Genomic DNA, 12,982 nt, shown 5'->3' on the forward strand with positions numbered 1-12,982 from the left:
GGGGTTTGCGGATCGCGGCCGGGCTCGAACATGGTTGATGGTTCGTTAACGAAGCCGCGCATAGAGTTAGGCTTCAATGTCTGAAGACTGGAAATCACGAACGGGCTCCTGGCGCGTGCGCTACGGCATCGCCGTGGCGGCGATCGCGCTTTCGCTCGGCGTCGCGCGGGCTGAGAACACGCTCGACCTGGCGCCCGACCCGGACCAGAGCCGCGCCGAATACGAGAAAGTATCGAAAGAGATCACGCTGTCGTCCGAGCGGCTGGCCAAGCTCGCCGCCGACATCGCGGCGGTCAAGAAGGACCACGCCTCGATCACCGCGGCGCTGATCCAGTCGGCGATGACCGAGCAGAAGCTCGGCCAGGACATCGAGGACATTGGCGGCAAGCTGGAAGGGCTTAAGGCGCAGGAGCAGAAGATCCGCGCCTCACTGGCCGCCAGACGCGACGTTCTGGCCGAAGTGCTCGGCGCGCTGCAGCGCATGGGGCTCAACCCGCCCCCGGCGATCCTGGTCAAGCCGGAGGACGCATTGTCGTCGGTGCGCAGCGCCATCCTGCTCGGTGCCGTGGTGCCGGAACTGCGCCAGCAGACCGACATGTTGCTGACCGACCTCAAGGAGCAGTCGCGGGTGACGGCCTCGATCGAGGCCGAGCGGGCGCGGCTGACGGCAGCGATCGGCGAGCAGGCGGCGGAAAAAAAGCGGCTCGGCATGCTGCTCGAAGCCAAGCAGAAGCTCGCCGCCGATACGCAAACCGCGCTGGCCGCCGAAAAGCAGCGGTCCGCGACGTTGGCGGCCAAGGCCGGCAGCCTGAAAGAACTGATCGCCTCGCTCGAGGCCGATAGGGCCCGCAAGGCGGCGGATGCGGCCAAGGCAGCCGAGCAAAAGACGGCCGACGCCGACAAGGGCCCGGCATCGGCTGCGGCGTCGACGGAATTGGCCTCGCTGCCGGTGCCGGAGAGCAACAGGCTCACCGCTGCCGCGCCGTTTTCCGCGCTGCAAGGGCAGATCGCGCTGCCGGTCACCGGCAGGATCAAGCGGCGCTTCGGCGCCGAGGACGGTAACGGCGCGGTGATGCTCGGTGACATGGTTGCGACACAATCCGGAGCCATCGTCACAGCACCGGCGGATGGAAATGTGCTTTATGCGGGGCCTTTCCGCTCTTACGGTCAACTCTTGATCCTGAATGCGGGTGACGGCTATCATGTCGTCCTGGCGGGGATGAGCAGAATCAGCGTCGCGTCTGGCCAGTCGGTGCTCGCAGGTGAGCCGGTCGGCGCGATGGGAGAGGCCCGGGTGGCGACCACCTCGGCATCGAAGAATGGAAATGCCACGCCGGAGCTCTATGTCGAGTTCCGCAAGGATGGAAAACCCGTCGATCCGGCCCCATGGTGGGCGGACCGTTTTTCTGGAAGGACGTGAATGATGCGGAAACTGTCGCTTCTGTTTGCCGGTGCGCTGATGGGTGCATCGGCGATGAGCCTGGTCTATGGCGCGCCCGGCTCGACGGCGAAGGCTGCGGGCTCCGAGACCTATAAGCAACTGGCGATCTTCGGCGATATCTTCGAACGGGTGCGGGCGAATTATGTGACGCCGCCCGACGACAAGTCGCTGGTTGAAAATGCCATCAACGGCATGCTGTCCTCGCTCGACCCGCACTCCTCATACATGAACGCCGAAGAAGCGCAGGACATGCGCGTTCAAACCAAGGGCGAGTTCGGCGGCCTCGGGATCGAGGTCACGATGGAGAACGACCTGGTCAAGGTGATCACGCCGATCGACGATACTCCGGCCGCCAAGGCTGGTGTGCTCGCCGGCGACTATATCGCCAAGATCGACGGCGAGGAGGTTCGCGGCCTGACGCTCAACGACGCCGTCGAGAAGATGCGCGGGCTGGTCAACACGCCGATCAAGCTCACCATCCTGCGCCAGGGCGCCGACAAGCCGATCGAACTGACCGTCGTGCGCGACATCATCAAGGTCAAGGCGGTCAAGTTCCGGGTCGAAAACGACATCGGCTACATGAAGATCACCTCCTTTACCGAAAAGACCTATGACGACCTCGAGAATGCCATCGACACCATCAAGAAGCAGGTGCCGAACGACAAGCTCAAGGGCTACGTGCTCGACCTGCGCCTCAATCCGGGCGGTTTGCTCGACCAGGCGGTGAGCGTGTCGGATGCCTTCCTTGACCGTGGCGAGATCGTCTCGACGCGCGGTCGCGATCCGAAGGACGTCACCCGCTTCGACGCGCGGGCCGGCGACGACATCGGCGGCAAGCCGCTGATCGTGCTCGTCAATGGCGGCTCGGCCAGCGCATCGGAAATCGTTGCCGGCGCGCTGCAGGATCTGCGCCGCGCCACGGTGGTCGGCACGCAGTCCTTCGGCAAGGGTTCGGTGCAGACCATCATCCCGCTTGGTGAGAACGGGGCGCTGCGGTTGACGACGGCGCTCTATTACACGCCGTCCGGCAAGTCGATCCAGGGCAAGGGCATCACGCCCGATATCAAGGTCGACCAGCCGCTGCCGGCGGAACTGCAGGGCAGGGATCTGACGCGCGGCGAATCCGACCTCAAGGGCCATATCAAGGGCGCCGACGAAGGCACGACCGGTTCGGGTTCGGCAGCCTATGTGCCGCCGGAGCCGAAGGACGATTTGCAGCTCATCTATGCCGAGCAGCTGCTGCGCGGCCAGAAGACCGATCCGGCGTTCCCGCCGAATCCGCAAAAGGCCGTATTGAACCAGTAAGGGCGGGCAAGCCGGGCCAAACAGGTCTGGCTGCCTGAGCGAAGCGATGCGATGCTGCCGGGGCCGCGAGGTTCCGGCAGTTTGATTCGGGGCTGCTGCCGGGCATGCTGCGCGTCCAGTGAAGCAAGGGGACGCGCCGACATTTTGAATTTTGCGCCTCCGGAGAAGGTTTACTTCGGGGATGCACGCCGGGGGTGCGGGCTTGGCTGATATCGGCAAGGACATAGAACGACCTCTCGGACAGGCGATCCGGCCGTCGCGCTCGGGCGGCGGGATCAGCGCCGGTGCGGTCGCGGCCGCGCTTGTCGTGCTGTCCGTGGTCGGCGTCTCCAGCGCGATCGCCTTGCGCGACAAGCCGTTCCGGAAGCTGCAGGAAGTAGCCGTTTCGACGCCGAAGACGCCGGCGGCGGCGGATACCGCCGCGGCGCCCGCCAAGGCGACGCCCGAAACGGCAGCGCCAAGCAACGCAAGCGGCGCCAACATAACCGGGCCGAAGACGGGCGGTCCGCAGATCATCCATGTCCAGACCGAGGAGGGCGATGGTCCACCCGAGGCGGCCATCGTCATCCGCGACCCTTCGACGATCGGCCAGAACCTCAGGATCGCGCACATTCCCGACAAGGCACTGATCGAGGCCAGCGAGACCGGTCCGCTGCCGATCCGCGCCGCCGACGGCCGGCGCCCGTTCGATGTCTATGCGCGGCCGTGGTCCGGCGCGCGCGGTGCACGCGTGGCGCTCGTCATCGGCGGTCTTGCCGTGTCGCAGACCGGCACGCAGGCAGCCATCGCCAAGCTGCCGGCGGAGGTGACGCTGGCCTTCGCGCCGCAAGGCAACAGCATCGGCCGCTGGATGCAGGTGGCGCGGCAGGGCGGCCATGAGGTCATCATGCAGGTGCCGCTCGAGCCGTTCGACTATCCGAACGTCAATCCCGGCCGCAACACGCTGACCGTGGCTGCGACGCCGGACGAGAATTTGAAGAATTTACGCTGGGCGCTGTCGCGAACGACCAACTACACCGGCGTCATGAACTATATGGGCGCCCGCTTTTCGGCCGACGCGACGGCAATGGGGCCATTAATGGCCGAGCTTGGCAAGCGTGGCCTCGCCTATGTCGATGACGGTTCCTCAGCGCGCAGCCTGGCACCCGAATTGGCGCTGAAGGACGGCGTGCCGTTCGTCGGCGGCGATACGGCGATCGACGCGGTGCAGGACCGCGGCGCCATATTGAAGAAACTGGATGGGCTGGAAGCGACGGCGCGGGCGAAAGGGTTTGCCGTCGGCATCGGCTCGGCTTTCGACCTGACGGTGGATACCGTGTCTTCCTGGGTGACCGAGGCCAAGAAGCGCGGCATCGAGATCGTGCCGATTTCGGCGGTGGCCATAGATCCGGAAAAAGGCTGAGATGGCAAAGAACAAGCTCGTTGACGCCGAGACACTGCCCTACCGGCCCTGCGTAGGGGTGATGGTCCTCAATGGCGACGGCCTGGTCTGGGTCGGCCGTCGCATTGCCGAGCCGGACAGCGAATTCGCTGGAACGACGCAGCTCTGGCAGATGCCGCAGGGCGGCATCGACGATGGCGAGGAGCCGCTGCCCGCGGCGGCGCGCGAACTCTACGAAGAGACCGGCATGCGCTCGGTGTCGCTGCTGGCCGAGGCGCCGCACTGGATCAACTACGACCTGCCGGCGCATCTGGTCGGCGTCGCCTTCAAGGGACGATATCGCGGCCAGACGCAGAAATGGTTTGCCTTCCGCTTCGACGGCGACGAAAGCGAGATCGCGATCAATCCGCCGCCGGGTGGCCACAAGGCCGAGTTCGACCGGTGGGCGTGGCGGCCGATGCTGGAATTGCCGGGCCTGATCGTGCCGTTCAAGCGCAAGGTCTACGAAGACGTGGTGGCGGCGTTCCGGCATCTGGTGGCGTAGCCGCCAGCCTTCCGCTAAAACAGGTCGGCATGAACGACATCTCCAGCAAATCTCTTCCGCCGACCGCCACCCTGGGCGAACCGGTCAGCGAAGCCGCGGCGGGGGCGATCCTGACCATCGATCTCGGCGCCGTGCGTGAGAATTACCGGCGGCTGAAGGCGCGGCTGGGCGGAGTCAGTTGTGCTGGAGTGGTCAAGGCCGACGGTTACGGGATTGGCGCGGTGCCGGTAGCCGCGGCACTGATGGCTGAGGGTTGTAATACCTTCTTTGTTGCGCATTTGGCCGGCGGCATCTTGCTGCGCAAGGCGCTCGGCTCAGGCCCGGCCATTTATGTGCTGAACGGCATTCCGCCGGGTGCGGAAAGGGAAGCGGTTGCAGCAGGGCTTTGCAGCGTACTCAACAGCGCCAGCCAACTCGCGGCATGGCGCGAAATGGCCGGACGGGTGGGCCGTAAGCTGCCGGCCGCCCTCCAAGTCGACAGCGGCATGTCGCGGCTCGGCATGACGCTGTCCGAGGTGAAGGCAGTCGCGCGGGATCCACAGGCCTTCGACGGTGTCGAACTGACCTTCGTGATGAGCCATCTCGCCTGCGCCGACGAACCCGAGCAACCGGCCAACGAACAGCAACGGCTGGAATTCGAACGGCTGCGCCGGATGCTGCCGGAAGCGTCGGTTTCGCTTGCCAATTCATCGGGCATTTTTCTCGGGCAGCGCTATCACTACGACCTCGTTCGTCCGGGTGCCGCTCTCTATGGCATCAATCCGACGCCGGCGAAGGACAATCCGATGCTGCCGGTGGTGCGATTGCAGGCCAAGGTCATCCAGGTGCGGATGCTGGAGGCTGGCGCCGGTGTCGGCTACGGCCACACTTTCCATGCCAAGGCCCCGCTTGCCGCGGCGACGATTTCGCTCGGCTACGGCGATGGCTGGCATCGTCGCGCCGCTTCCGCTGCCTGGTTCGAAAATGTGCGGCTGCCCTTCGTCGGCCGGATTTCAATGGATACGATCATCCTCGACATTTCCGCACTGCCGCCCGGCAAGCTGAAGGCCGGCGACCTCGTCGAACTGATCGGGCCGTCGTCGCAGACGGTGGACCAGGTAGCCGGCCAGGCCGGCACTATCGGCTACGAGGTCTTGACCAGCCTCGGCCACCGTTTCCACCGGCGCTATGTGAATCGCTAGGACGCAAGCTTGTTGTCCTCACGCATGTCTTTTCCCTGAGCATCGGCACTTGGCTGACGCCACAGAATCCGGCAGACAGAAGGCGGCGATGATCCCGGTCTCGAATCCCGACGAGATGCCGCCGCGGAGAACCAAACGATGAAGATCTTCGTGCTGGGCGGCGGCGTGATCGGGGTCACCACCGCCTATTTTCTTGCCGAGGCCGGCCATCAGGTGACGGTGATCGATCGCCAGAAAGGCCCGGCGCTGGAAACCAGCTTTGCCAATGCCGGCGAGATATCGCCCGGCTATGCTTCGCCCTGGGCCGGGCCCGGCGTTCCGCTGAAGGCCATCAAATGGCTTTTGATGAAGCACGGCCCACTGGTGGTGCGACCGGCCCTCGATCCGCATATGTGGATATGGCTGGTCAAGATGCTGCGCAATTGCACGGCTGAACGCTACGCGCTGAACAAGGCGCGCATGGTGCCGCTGGCCGAGTACAGCCGCGACACGCTGAAGGCGCTGCGCGAGGCGACCGGCATCGCCTATGACGAGCGTGCCAAGGGCACGCTGCAGCTTTTCCGAACGCAAAAGCAGCTCGACGGCGTCGGCGGCGATGTCGAGGTGCTGAAGACCTATGGCGTCCCCTACGAGGTCCTCGACCCCGACGGCTGCATTGCGGCCGAACCCGCGCTGGCTGGCGTGCGCGAAAAATTCGTCGGTGGCCTGCGGTTGCCCGGCGACGAAACCGGCGACTGCAAGATGTTTACCGACAGGCTTGCCGAGCTTTGCGCGGCACGCGGCGTCACCTTCGAATACGACACGGAGATACGGCGCGTCGTCAAGAAGCGCGATCGCATCACCAACATCAGCACCAGCAAGGGCTGGATGATCGCTGATGCCTATGTGATGACGATGGGCAGCTATTCGGCGCGGTTCATGCGCATGCTGAAGCGGCCCATCCCGGTCTACCCGGTCAAGGGCTATTCGATCACCCTGCCGATCAAGGACGCCGCCGCCGCACCGGTCTCGACCGTGATGGACGAGAGCTACAAAGTAGCGATCACCCGGCTCGGCGATCGTATCCGGGTCGGCGGCACGGCGGAGATTTCCGGCTTCGACCTGCGGCTGCACGAATCGCGGCGCCGCACGCTCGAACATTCGGTCGGCGACCTGTTTCCGGGCAGCGGCGACATGCGATCGGCGACCTTCTGGTGCGGGCTGCGGCCGATGACACCGGACGGGCCGCCGCTGATCGGCCGCACCGATTTCTCCAATCTCTATCTCAACACCGGCCATGGCACACTCGGCTGGACCATGGCCTGCGGCTCGGCTAAGGTTCTGGCCGACATCATCTCCAGCCGGGTGCCCGACATCGACGTCGGCGATCTCGGGCCCGGACGATACGCCAAGTAAGACGCCCACCAGCTAAGACAGCCAGCGGCCGGCAGGCTCATGCGAACAAACCCCTGTCCCGTTCGACGGCCTTGGTAATGAAGCTCGCGACGACCTGGACGCGGCGCAGCGGCCTGACCGATTCATGATAGACCAGCCAGTAGGCGCGGCGTATGGGTGCGACGATATCGAGAGGCACCAGCTCCGGCATCGAGCGGGCAACGAAGGTGTGCAGTATGCCGATCCCGGCGCCGGAACGCACCGCTTCGGCCTGGCCGAGCGCGGAGGAAATGGCGAAGCTGGTGCGCCAGTCGGCGCTGAATTCGGCCGCGTAGTCGAGCGAGGGACTGACGATCAGATCCGGCACGTAGCCGATCAGCGTATGCTGCGCTAGCTCGGCGGCGGTTCCGGGCAGGCCATGCGTGTCGGCGTAGGCACGCGACGCGAACAGGCCGAGCGTGTAGTCGACCAGCTTTCCCGCCACCAGGCGGCCTTCCGTCGGCCGCTCGACGGTGATGGCAATGTCGGCCTCGCGCCGTGACAAAGAGAAGGAGCGTGGCACCGGCACCAGCTGGATGGTGAGTTCACGGTGCAGAGCGGTCAGCGCGCCGAGGCGCCTGGCCAGGAAGGCGACGCCAAAACCGTCTGGCGCGCCGATCCGCACGGTGCCCGACACGTCGTCGCCTTCGCCTGAAACAGTCGAGCGCGCGGCGATCATGTCGCCCTCCATGCGTTCGGCGATCTCGAGGAAACGCTCGCCCGCCGGCGTCAGCTCACTGCCGGTGGTAAGCCGGCGAAACAGTTTTGTCCTGAGCGCATCCTCGAGGGCGGCGATGCGGCGCGAGACGGTCGCGTGATTAAGCTCCAGCCGCCTGGCGGCGCCGAGGATCTGACCGGCCCGCGCCACGGCAAGGAAGATGCGGGCATCATCCCAGTTCATCGGGATGGTCCGGATGATGACGATTACGGCAGCGCTCGACGGCGAAGAAACTCAATTTCTCTATCCCATGGCGTACACCACACATCTCTATCATTTGCGCGATTTGATGCACAGACACCCACTGCTATCTATTTTCTGCACAACGGTTGCGTTTTCGCTCGCGTTGCCATCGCTCTCGCAAAGGCGGACAATGCCTAATCACGAACCAGGGAGAGAGACCATGATCGAATACGGTCATTTCATCGGCGGCAAGCGCGTCGCCGGAACCAGCGGCCGCAAGCAGGACGTCATGCAGCCGATGGACGGCACGGTGCGCGGCACGGTGGCGCTGGCTTCGCAGGCGGAATTGCGCGCGGCGGTCGAAAACGCCAAGGCGGCACAGCCCGGCTGGGCGGCGACCAACCCGCAGCGGCGCGTGCGCGTCCTGATGCGGTTCCTCGAGCTGATCGCCAAGGAGTATGACGCGCTGGCCGAGATATTGGCGCGCGAACACGGCAAGACCATCGCCGACGCCAAGGGCGACATCCAGCGCGGCCTCGAAGTGGTCGAGGTCTGCATCGGTGCGCCGCACATGATGAAGGGCGAGTTCACCGATGGCGCAGGCCCCGGCATCGACGTCTATTCGATGCGCCAGCCGCTCGGCGTCGTCGCCGGCATCACGCCGTTCAATTTTCCGGCGATGATCCCGCTGTGGAAGATCGCGCCGGCCATCGCCTGCGGCAATGCCTTCATCCTCAAGCCGTCCGAGCGCGACCCGGGCGTGCCGATGCGCATTGCCGAACTGTTCATCGAGGCCGGCCTGCCGGCGGGCATCCTCAATGTCGTCAACGGCGACAAGGAAGTGGTCGACGCCATCCTCGACGATCCCGACATCAAGGCCATCGGTTTCGTCGGCTCGACACCGATCGCCCAGTACATCTACTCGCGCGGCTGCGCGGCCGGCAAGCGCGTGCAGTGCTTCGGCGGTGCCAAGAATCACATGATCATCATGCCGGATGCCGACATGGACCAGACCGTCGACGCGCTGATCGGCGCCGGCTACGGCTCGGCCGGCGAGCGCTGCATGGCGATCTCGGTGGCCGTTCCGGTCGGCAACGACACCGCCAACCGGCTGATGGAAAAACTGGTGCCGCGCGTCGAGAGCCTGAAGGTCGGTCCGTCGACAGATTCTTCCGCCGATTTCGGCCCGCTGGTCACGGCGCAGGCGCTGGAGCGGGTCAAGTCCTATGTCGACACCGGCGTCAAGGAAGGCGCCAAGCTGGTCGTCGACGGACGCGGCTTTTCCATGCAGGGTTACGAGAACGGCTACTATATGGGCGGCTGCCTGTTCGACAATGTGACCGCCGACATGCGCATCTACAAGGAAGAAATCTTCGGGCCGGTGCTGTCGGTGGTGCGCGCACCGACCTACGAGAACGCGATCAGGCTCGCCAACGAGCACGAGATGGGCAATGGCGTCGCTATCTTCACCCGCGACGGCGACGCGGCGCGCGACTTCGCCTCGCGAGTCCAGGTCGGCATGGTCGGCATCAACGTGCCGATCCCGGTGCCGATCGCCTACTATACGTTTGGCGGCTGGAAGGCGTCCTCCTTTGGCGACCTCAACCAGCACGGGCCGGACGCGTTCCGCTTCTACACCAAGACCAAGACGGTGACGTCGCGCTGGCCGTCCGGCGTGAAGGATGGCGCCGAATTCGTCATTCCGACGATGAATTAGCCGGACGGTTTTCTGTCTGCGCGTCCTCGCCTTCGGCTTCGGGCGCGCGGGCCGGCGTGAAGAACGGCGCCGAATTCGTCATTCCGACGATGAATTAGCCGGACGGTTTTCTGTCTGCGCGTCCTCGCCTTCGGCTTCGGGGGCGCGGGCCGGCGTGAAGGATGGCGCCGAGTTCGTCATTCCGACGATGAATTAGCCGGACGGTTTTCTGTCTGCGCGTCCTCGCCTTCGGTTTCGGGCGCGCCGGCCGGCGTGAAGGATGGCGCCGAGTTCATCATTCCGACGATGAACTGATCCAGATCGCGGAAAAAGAAGGCCTGGGCTCGACCCGGGCCTTTTTTTCGTCGCGGTCTTCATCGGCATGAACACTAATGTGATGGAACCAAGAAGGCAGCAATCTTCTTAGGTTGCAGTCCTGCCGCGAAGCAGACGCTGGCAGATCAACCAACGGCGCTGGTGACGGCTCCGGGGATATCGTCCGGCGCAAAGGAGGTGTCAGATGACACGTCTCATGGCGACTGCAGCTTGCGCTGCGATGGCCCTTTCCGCCGTCCCGGCAATGGCTGCCGAGCAATGTGCGGCACGCGCCGATATGGTGAAGGCGCTCGGCGAGAAGTTTCATGAAAACCCGAGCGCGGTCGGCGTCGTCAATCCGAATGTGGTGCTTGAAGTCTTCGTTTCCGACAAGGGCACATGGACCATCCTCGCCAGCGACACAAAAGGCCAAAGCTGCGTGATTTCAGTCGGCGAAGGCTGGGAGAGCGCGATGACGACAGCGGCGCTGCCAGGCACCTGATGAGGTTCCACGCTCGCGCGTAGCAGCGGCCTCGCATGGCCGCGCAGCCTGGTGGCCCATTCTTTCGGCGACAACCGTAAAACGGATCTGTAGGCGCCCGCTTGGGCGCCTGCTTGCGCTTTTCCGTTGCCGATACCATATATCGGGAACATAATGGGAACATCTAGAATCGTTCCCACCGATGGCAGACCGGAACACAGAAAGGAACGACGCGATGATGATGACGTCGGAACCGGCCTGGATCGCTCCGGCAAAGTGAGGCTGTCAAACCCCTCCTTTGCCGGAACGTGATGGCAAAGGAGGTGCCCTATGGCACACAAAGCACTGTTGGGATGGGTGAAAACCCTGGTTCTTGCTGGCGCATTGGCGGTGGGTACGAACACTGCAAGCGCGCAATATCAATACTGCGTTGAACATGGCGAGCTCGTCGCCCATTTGAGCGAGAAGTTCCAGGAAAGGCAGTTTGCTTTAGGGCTGATCGGTCATGAGGCGGTCATGGAAGTCTTTGTCGCCGAGACCGGAACCTGGAGTATCGTCGTCACCGATATCGCCGGCAGAAGCTGCATCGTCGCGGCCGGCGACAATTGGGAAAACGTGATGGCCCTGCCCGGCCAGGGCGCATGACGAAATGACAGGCTCAGCGTGTGGCAGCTGCCTCGGCATGGCCGCGCAAAAGTGCCATCAGGCGCTTGGCGTCCTTGGCCGCGGCCTCCTCGTCGCCTGCTAGGATCGAGCGGATCAGCGCGACATGATGCTCGGCGGATTCGGCCAAGCCGGTATCGGCCTTGTAGCGGAACCAGAAACGGCGGCTGTGGGTTTGCAAGGGCGCCGCCAGGCGCGCGGCGAACGGGTTGTCGGCAGCCAGCGCCAGCGCCTCGTCGAGCGCCTTGTCGGCCTGGATGAAGTAAAACACATTTTCCGAAATCACCGCCTTTTGCATGGCAAGGGCAGCGTCATGGAACAGGTCGGCGGCCTCGCGGGTGACGAAGCGAGCGGCCGAGCGGGCAAGCACCACCTCGACGCCACGGCGGGCGTCGAGGACACGCAGCCAGTCGCCGGGGTGCAGCGGGGCAATGGCAATGCCGGCGCGCGGCCGGACCTCGAGCAGCCCCTCCCAAGCCAGCCGCTGGATCGCTTCGCGAACCGGGGTGCGGCCGAGGCCGAGCCTGTCGATCAGCGCCCCCTCGGTGATGAAGCTCGCCGGCGCCAGCTCGAGAGTTACGATCATGTGCTCGAGCCTGCGGTAGGCCTTCGCAGTTGCCGGCTCGGAGCCCGGCCTGTCATATACCAATGCGGCTTCTCCATATTGTTGATATATCATATCAGATTCAACGTTGACAGTCGGCTTCTTAAGAAATATACGACTGATATATCAGATGGAGCGATCGATATGTGGGCCGGAGTCTTCCCCGCCGTTACGACCAAATTCACCGAGGACGACGGCCTCGACCATGCCGAGATGGAGCGCTGCTTTGCGCTGCAGATGGAGGCCGGCTGTGACGGCATCATCGTCTGCGGGTCGCTCGGCGAAGGCCCGATGCTGTCGCATGACGAGAAGATCGCGGTGCTGAAGACCGCCCAGAAGATCGCCGGCAAAAAACCGGTGCTGTTGACGGTCAACGAGGCCGGTACACGCGAGGCGGCGGCGATCGCACGCCGCGCCGCCAAGGAAGGCGCCAACGGTTTGATGGTGGTGCCGAGCCCGATCTACCATACCAATGCCGAGGAGACGGTCGCGGCACTCAGCGCCGTCGCCGCGGCCGGCGACCTGCCGGTGATGATCTACTCCAACCGGCTTGCCTATCGCGTCGACGTCACCGTCGACCAGATGGAGGAGTTGGCCAAGGACCAGCGCTTCGTCGCCATAAAAGAGTCCTCGGACGACATCCGCCGCTCGACCGAGATTATCAACCGCCTCGGCGACCGCTACGACCTGTTCACTGGCGTCGACAATCTCGCCTTTGAGGCGCTGTCGGTCGGCGCCATCGGCTGGGTGGCGGGCTTGGTCACCGCGTTCCCGCGCGAGACCGTCGCCATCTACCAGCTGATGAGACAGGGCCGCCGCGAGGAGGCGTTGAAGATCTACCGCTGGTTCCGGCCGCTGCTCGACCTCGACGTCTCGACCTATCTGGTGCAGAACATCAAGCTCGCCGAAGTTTTGGCGATCAACACCAACGACCGCGTGCGCATGCCGCGCCAGCCATTGTCGGGCGAGCGGCGCAAGGCAGTCGAAAAGGTCGTCAGGGATGCGCTGGCCGTGCGGCCGCAACTGCCGGCATTCTGATCCAGTGCCTTCGAGGGTG

Annotated in this window: 12 protein-coding genes; 10 read left to right on the plus strand and 2 right to left on the minus strand. The window is 64.5% G+C overall.

Going from position 1 to position 12,982, the window contains the following annotated elements:
* Window positions 1-76 precede the first annotated feature (76 nt).
* The 6 genes from NKH78_RS18545 (at window position 77) to NKH78_RS18570 (ending at window position 7,247) form a co-directional block, all read left to right on the plus strand.
* Window positions 77-1,420 carry a murein hydrolase activator EnvC family protein gene (locus tag NKH78_RS18545; protein ID WP_352737821.1) on the plus strand — a complete coding sequence of 448 codons (1,344 nt, stop codon included), beginning with the start codon at window positions 77-79 and terminating at the stop codon, window positions 1,418-1,420.
* Entirely contained in the window at window positions 1,421-2,746 is a 1,326-nt protein-coding gene (locus NKH78_RS18550; RefSeq protein ID WP_023719673.1) for a S41 family peptidase, read from the plus strand.
* A 202-nt stretch (window positions 2,747-2,948) separates the two neighbouring features.
* Window positions 2,949-4,148: a divergent polysaccharide deacetylase family protein gene (locus NKH78_RS18555; protein WP_352737820.1), complete on the plus strand. Its 1,200-nt coding sequence runs from the start codon at window positions 2,949-2,951 to the stop codon at window positions 4,146-4,148.
* Between the two features lies 1 nt (window position 4,149).
* Window positions 4,150-4,671 (plus strand): RNA pyrophosphohydrolase, encoded by a 522-nt coding sequence (locus tag NKH78_RS18560; protein ID WP_352737819.1) that lies wholly within the window; start codon window positions 4,150-4,152, stop codon window positions 4,669-4,671.
* A 29-nt stretch (window positions 4,672-4,700) separates the two neighbouring features.
* The gene (gene alr, locus NKH78_RS18565) at window positions 4,701-5,852 is read left to right on the plus strand and encodes an alanine racemase (protein WP_352504912.1); all 1,152 of its coding nucleotides are present in this window, start codon (window positions 4,701-4,703) and stop codon (window positions 5,850-5,852) included.
* A 66-nt stretch (window positions 5,853-5,918) separates the two neighbouring features.
* Window positions 5,919-7,247 carry a D-amino acid dehydrogenase gene (locus NKH78_RS18570; RefSeq protein WP_352505150.1) on the plus strand — a complete coding sequence of 443 codons (1,329 nt, stop codon included), beginning with the start codon at window positions 5,919-5,921 and terminating at the stop codon, window positions 7,245-7,247.
* A gap of 37 nt (window positions 7,248-7,284) precedes the next feature.
* On the opposite strand, the gene NKH78_RS18575 is transcribed toward NKH78_RS18570, so the two are convergent.
* Entirely contained in the window at window positions 7,285-8,166 is an 882-nt protein-coding gene (locus NKH78_RS18575) for a LysR family transcriptional regulator (protein ID WP_352504913.1), read from the minus strand.
* Window positions 8,167-8,386: 220 nt separating this feature from the next.
* On the opposite strand from NKH78_RS18575, the gene NKH78_RS18580 reads away from it, so the two are divergent.
* The 3 genes from NKH78_RS18580 (at window position 8,387) to NKH78_RS18590 (ending at window position 11,303) form a co-directional block, all read left to right on the plus strand.
* Window positions 8,387-9,883 (plus strand): CoA-acylating methylmalonate-semialdehyde dehydrogenase, encoded by a 1,497-nt coding sequence (locus NKH78_RS18580; RefSeq protein WP_352737818.1) that lies wholly within the window; start codon window positions 8,387-8,389, stop codon window positions 9,881-9,883.
* A 499-nt stretch (window positions 9,884-10,382) separates the two neighbouring features.
* Entirely contained in the window at window positions 10,383-10,679 is a 297-nt protein-coding gene (locus NKH78_RS18585) for a hypothetical protein (RefSeq protein WP_352648973.1), read from the plus strand.
* 309 nt (window positions 10,680-10,988) lie between these two features.
* Window positions 10,989-11,303, plus strand: a complete 315-nt coding sequence (locus NKH78_RS18590; RefSeq protein WP_352687134.1) for a hypothetical protein — start codon at window positions 10,989-10,991, stop codon at window positions 11,301-11,303.
* A 13-nt stretch (window positions 11,304-11,316) separates the two neighbouring features.
* Here the strand turns inward: NKH78_RS18590 and NKH78_RS18595 are convergent, their stop codons facing one another.
* Window positions 11,317-12,000, minus strand: a complete 684-nt coding sequence (locus tag NKH78_RS18595; RefSeq protein WP_352737817.1) for a GntR family transcriptional regulator — start codon at window positions 11,998-12,000, stop codon at window positions 11,317-11,319.
* Window positions 12,001-12,069: 69 nt separating this feature from the next.
* Here NKH78_RS18595 and NKH78_RS18600 point away from each other — a divergent pair, with 69 nt between their 5' ends.
* Window positions 12,070-12,963, plus strand: coding sequence for a dihydrodipicolinate synthase family protein (locus NKH78_RS18600; protein ID WP_352504915.1), 894 nt, complete (start codon window positions 12,070-12,072; stop codon window positions 12,961-12,963).
* Window positions 12,964-12,982: the final 19 nt, after the last annotated feature.

The sequence above is a fragment of the Mesorhizobium sp. M0910 genome (assembly GCF_040319465.1).
Lineage (GTDB): Bacteria > Pseudomonadota > Alphaproteobacteria > Rhizobiales > Rhizobiaceae > Mesorhizobium.

Excerpts from the sequence above, each read along its gene's own strand:
- NKH78_RS18550 (WP_023719673.1), top strand. The coding sequence starts at position 1,421 with ATGATGCGGAAACTGTCGCTTCTGTTTGCCGGTGCGCTGATGGGTGCA.
- NKH78_RS18585 (WP_352648973.1), top strand. The coding sequence starts at position 10,383 with ATGACACGTCTCATGGCGACTGCAGCTTGCGCTGCGATGGCCCTTTCC.
- alr (WP_352504912.1), top strand. The coding sequence starts at position 4,701 with ATGAACGACATCTCCAGCAAATCTCTTCCGCCGACCGCCACCCTGGGC.
- NKH78_RS18595 (WP_352737817.1), bottom strand. The coding sequence starts at position 12,000 with ATGATATATCAACAATATGGAGAAGCCGCATTGGTATATGACAGGCCG.
- NKH78_RS18545 (WP_352737821.1), top strand. The coding sequence starts at position 77 with ATGTCTGAAGACTGGAAATCACGAACGGGCTCCTGGCGCGTGCGCTAC.
- NKH78_RS18600 (WP_352504915.1), top strand. The coding sequence starts at position 12,070 with ATGTGGGCCGGAGTCTTCCCCGCCGTTACGACCAAATTCACCGAGGAC.
- NKH78_RS18590 (WP_352687134.1), top strand. The coding sequence starts at position 10,989 with ATGGCACACAAAGCACTGTTGGGATGGGTGAAAACCCTGGTTCTTGCT.
- NKH78_RS18580 (WP_352737818.1), top strand. The coding sequence starts at position 8,387 with ATGATCGAATACGGTCATTTCATCGGCGGCAAGCGCGTCGCCGGAACC.
- NKH78_RS18560 (WP_352737819.1), top strand. The coding sequence starts at position 4,150 with ATGGCAAAGAACAAGCTCGTTGACGCCGAGACACTGCCCTACCGGCCC.
- NKH78_RS18575 (WP_352504913.1), bottom strand. The coding sequence starts at position 8,166 with ATGAACTGGGATGATGCCCGCATCTTCCTTGCCGTGGCGCGGGCCGGT.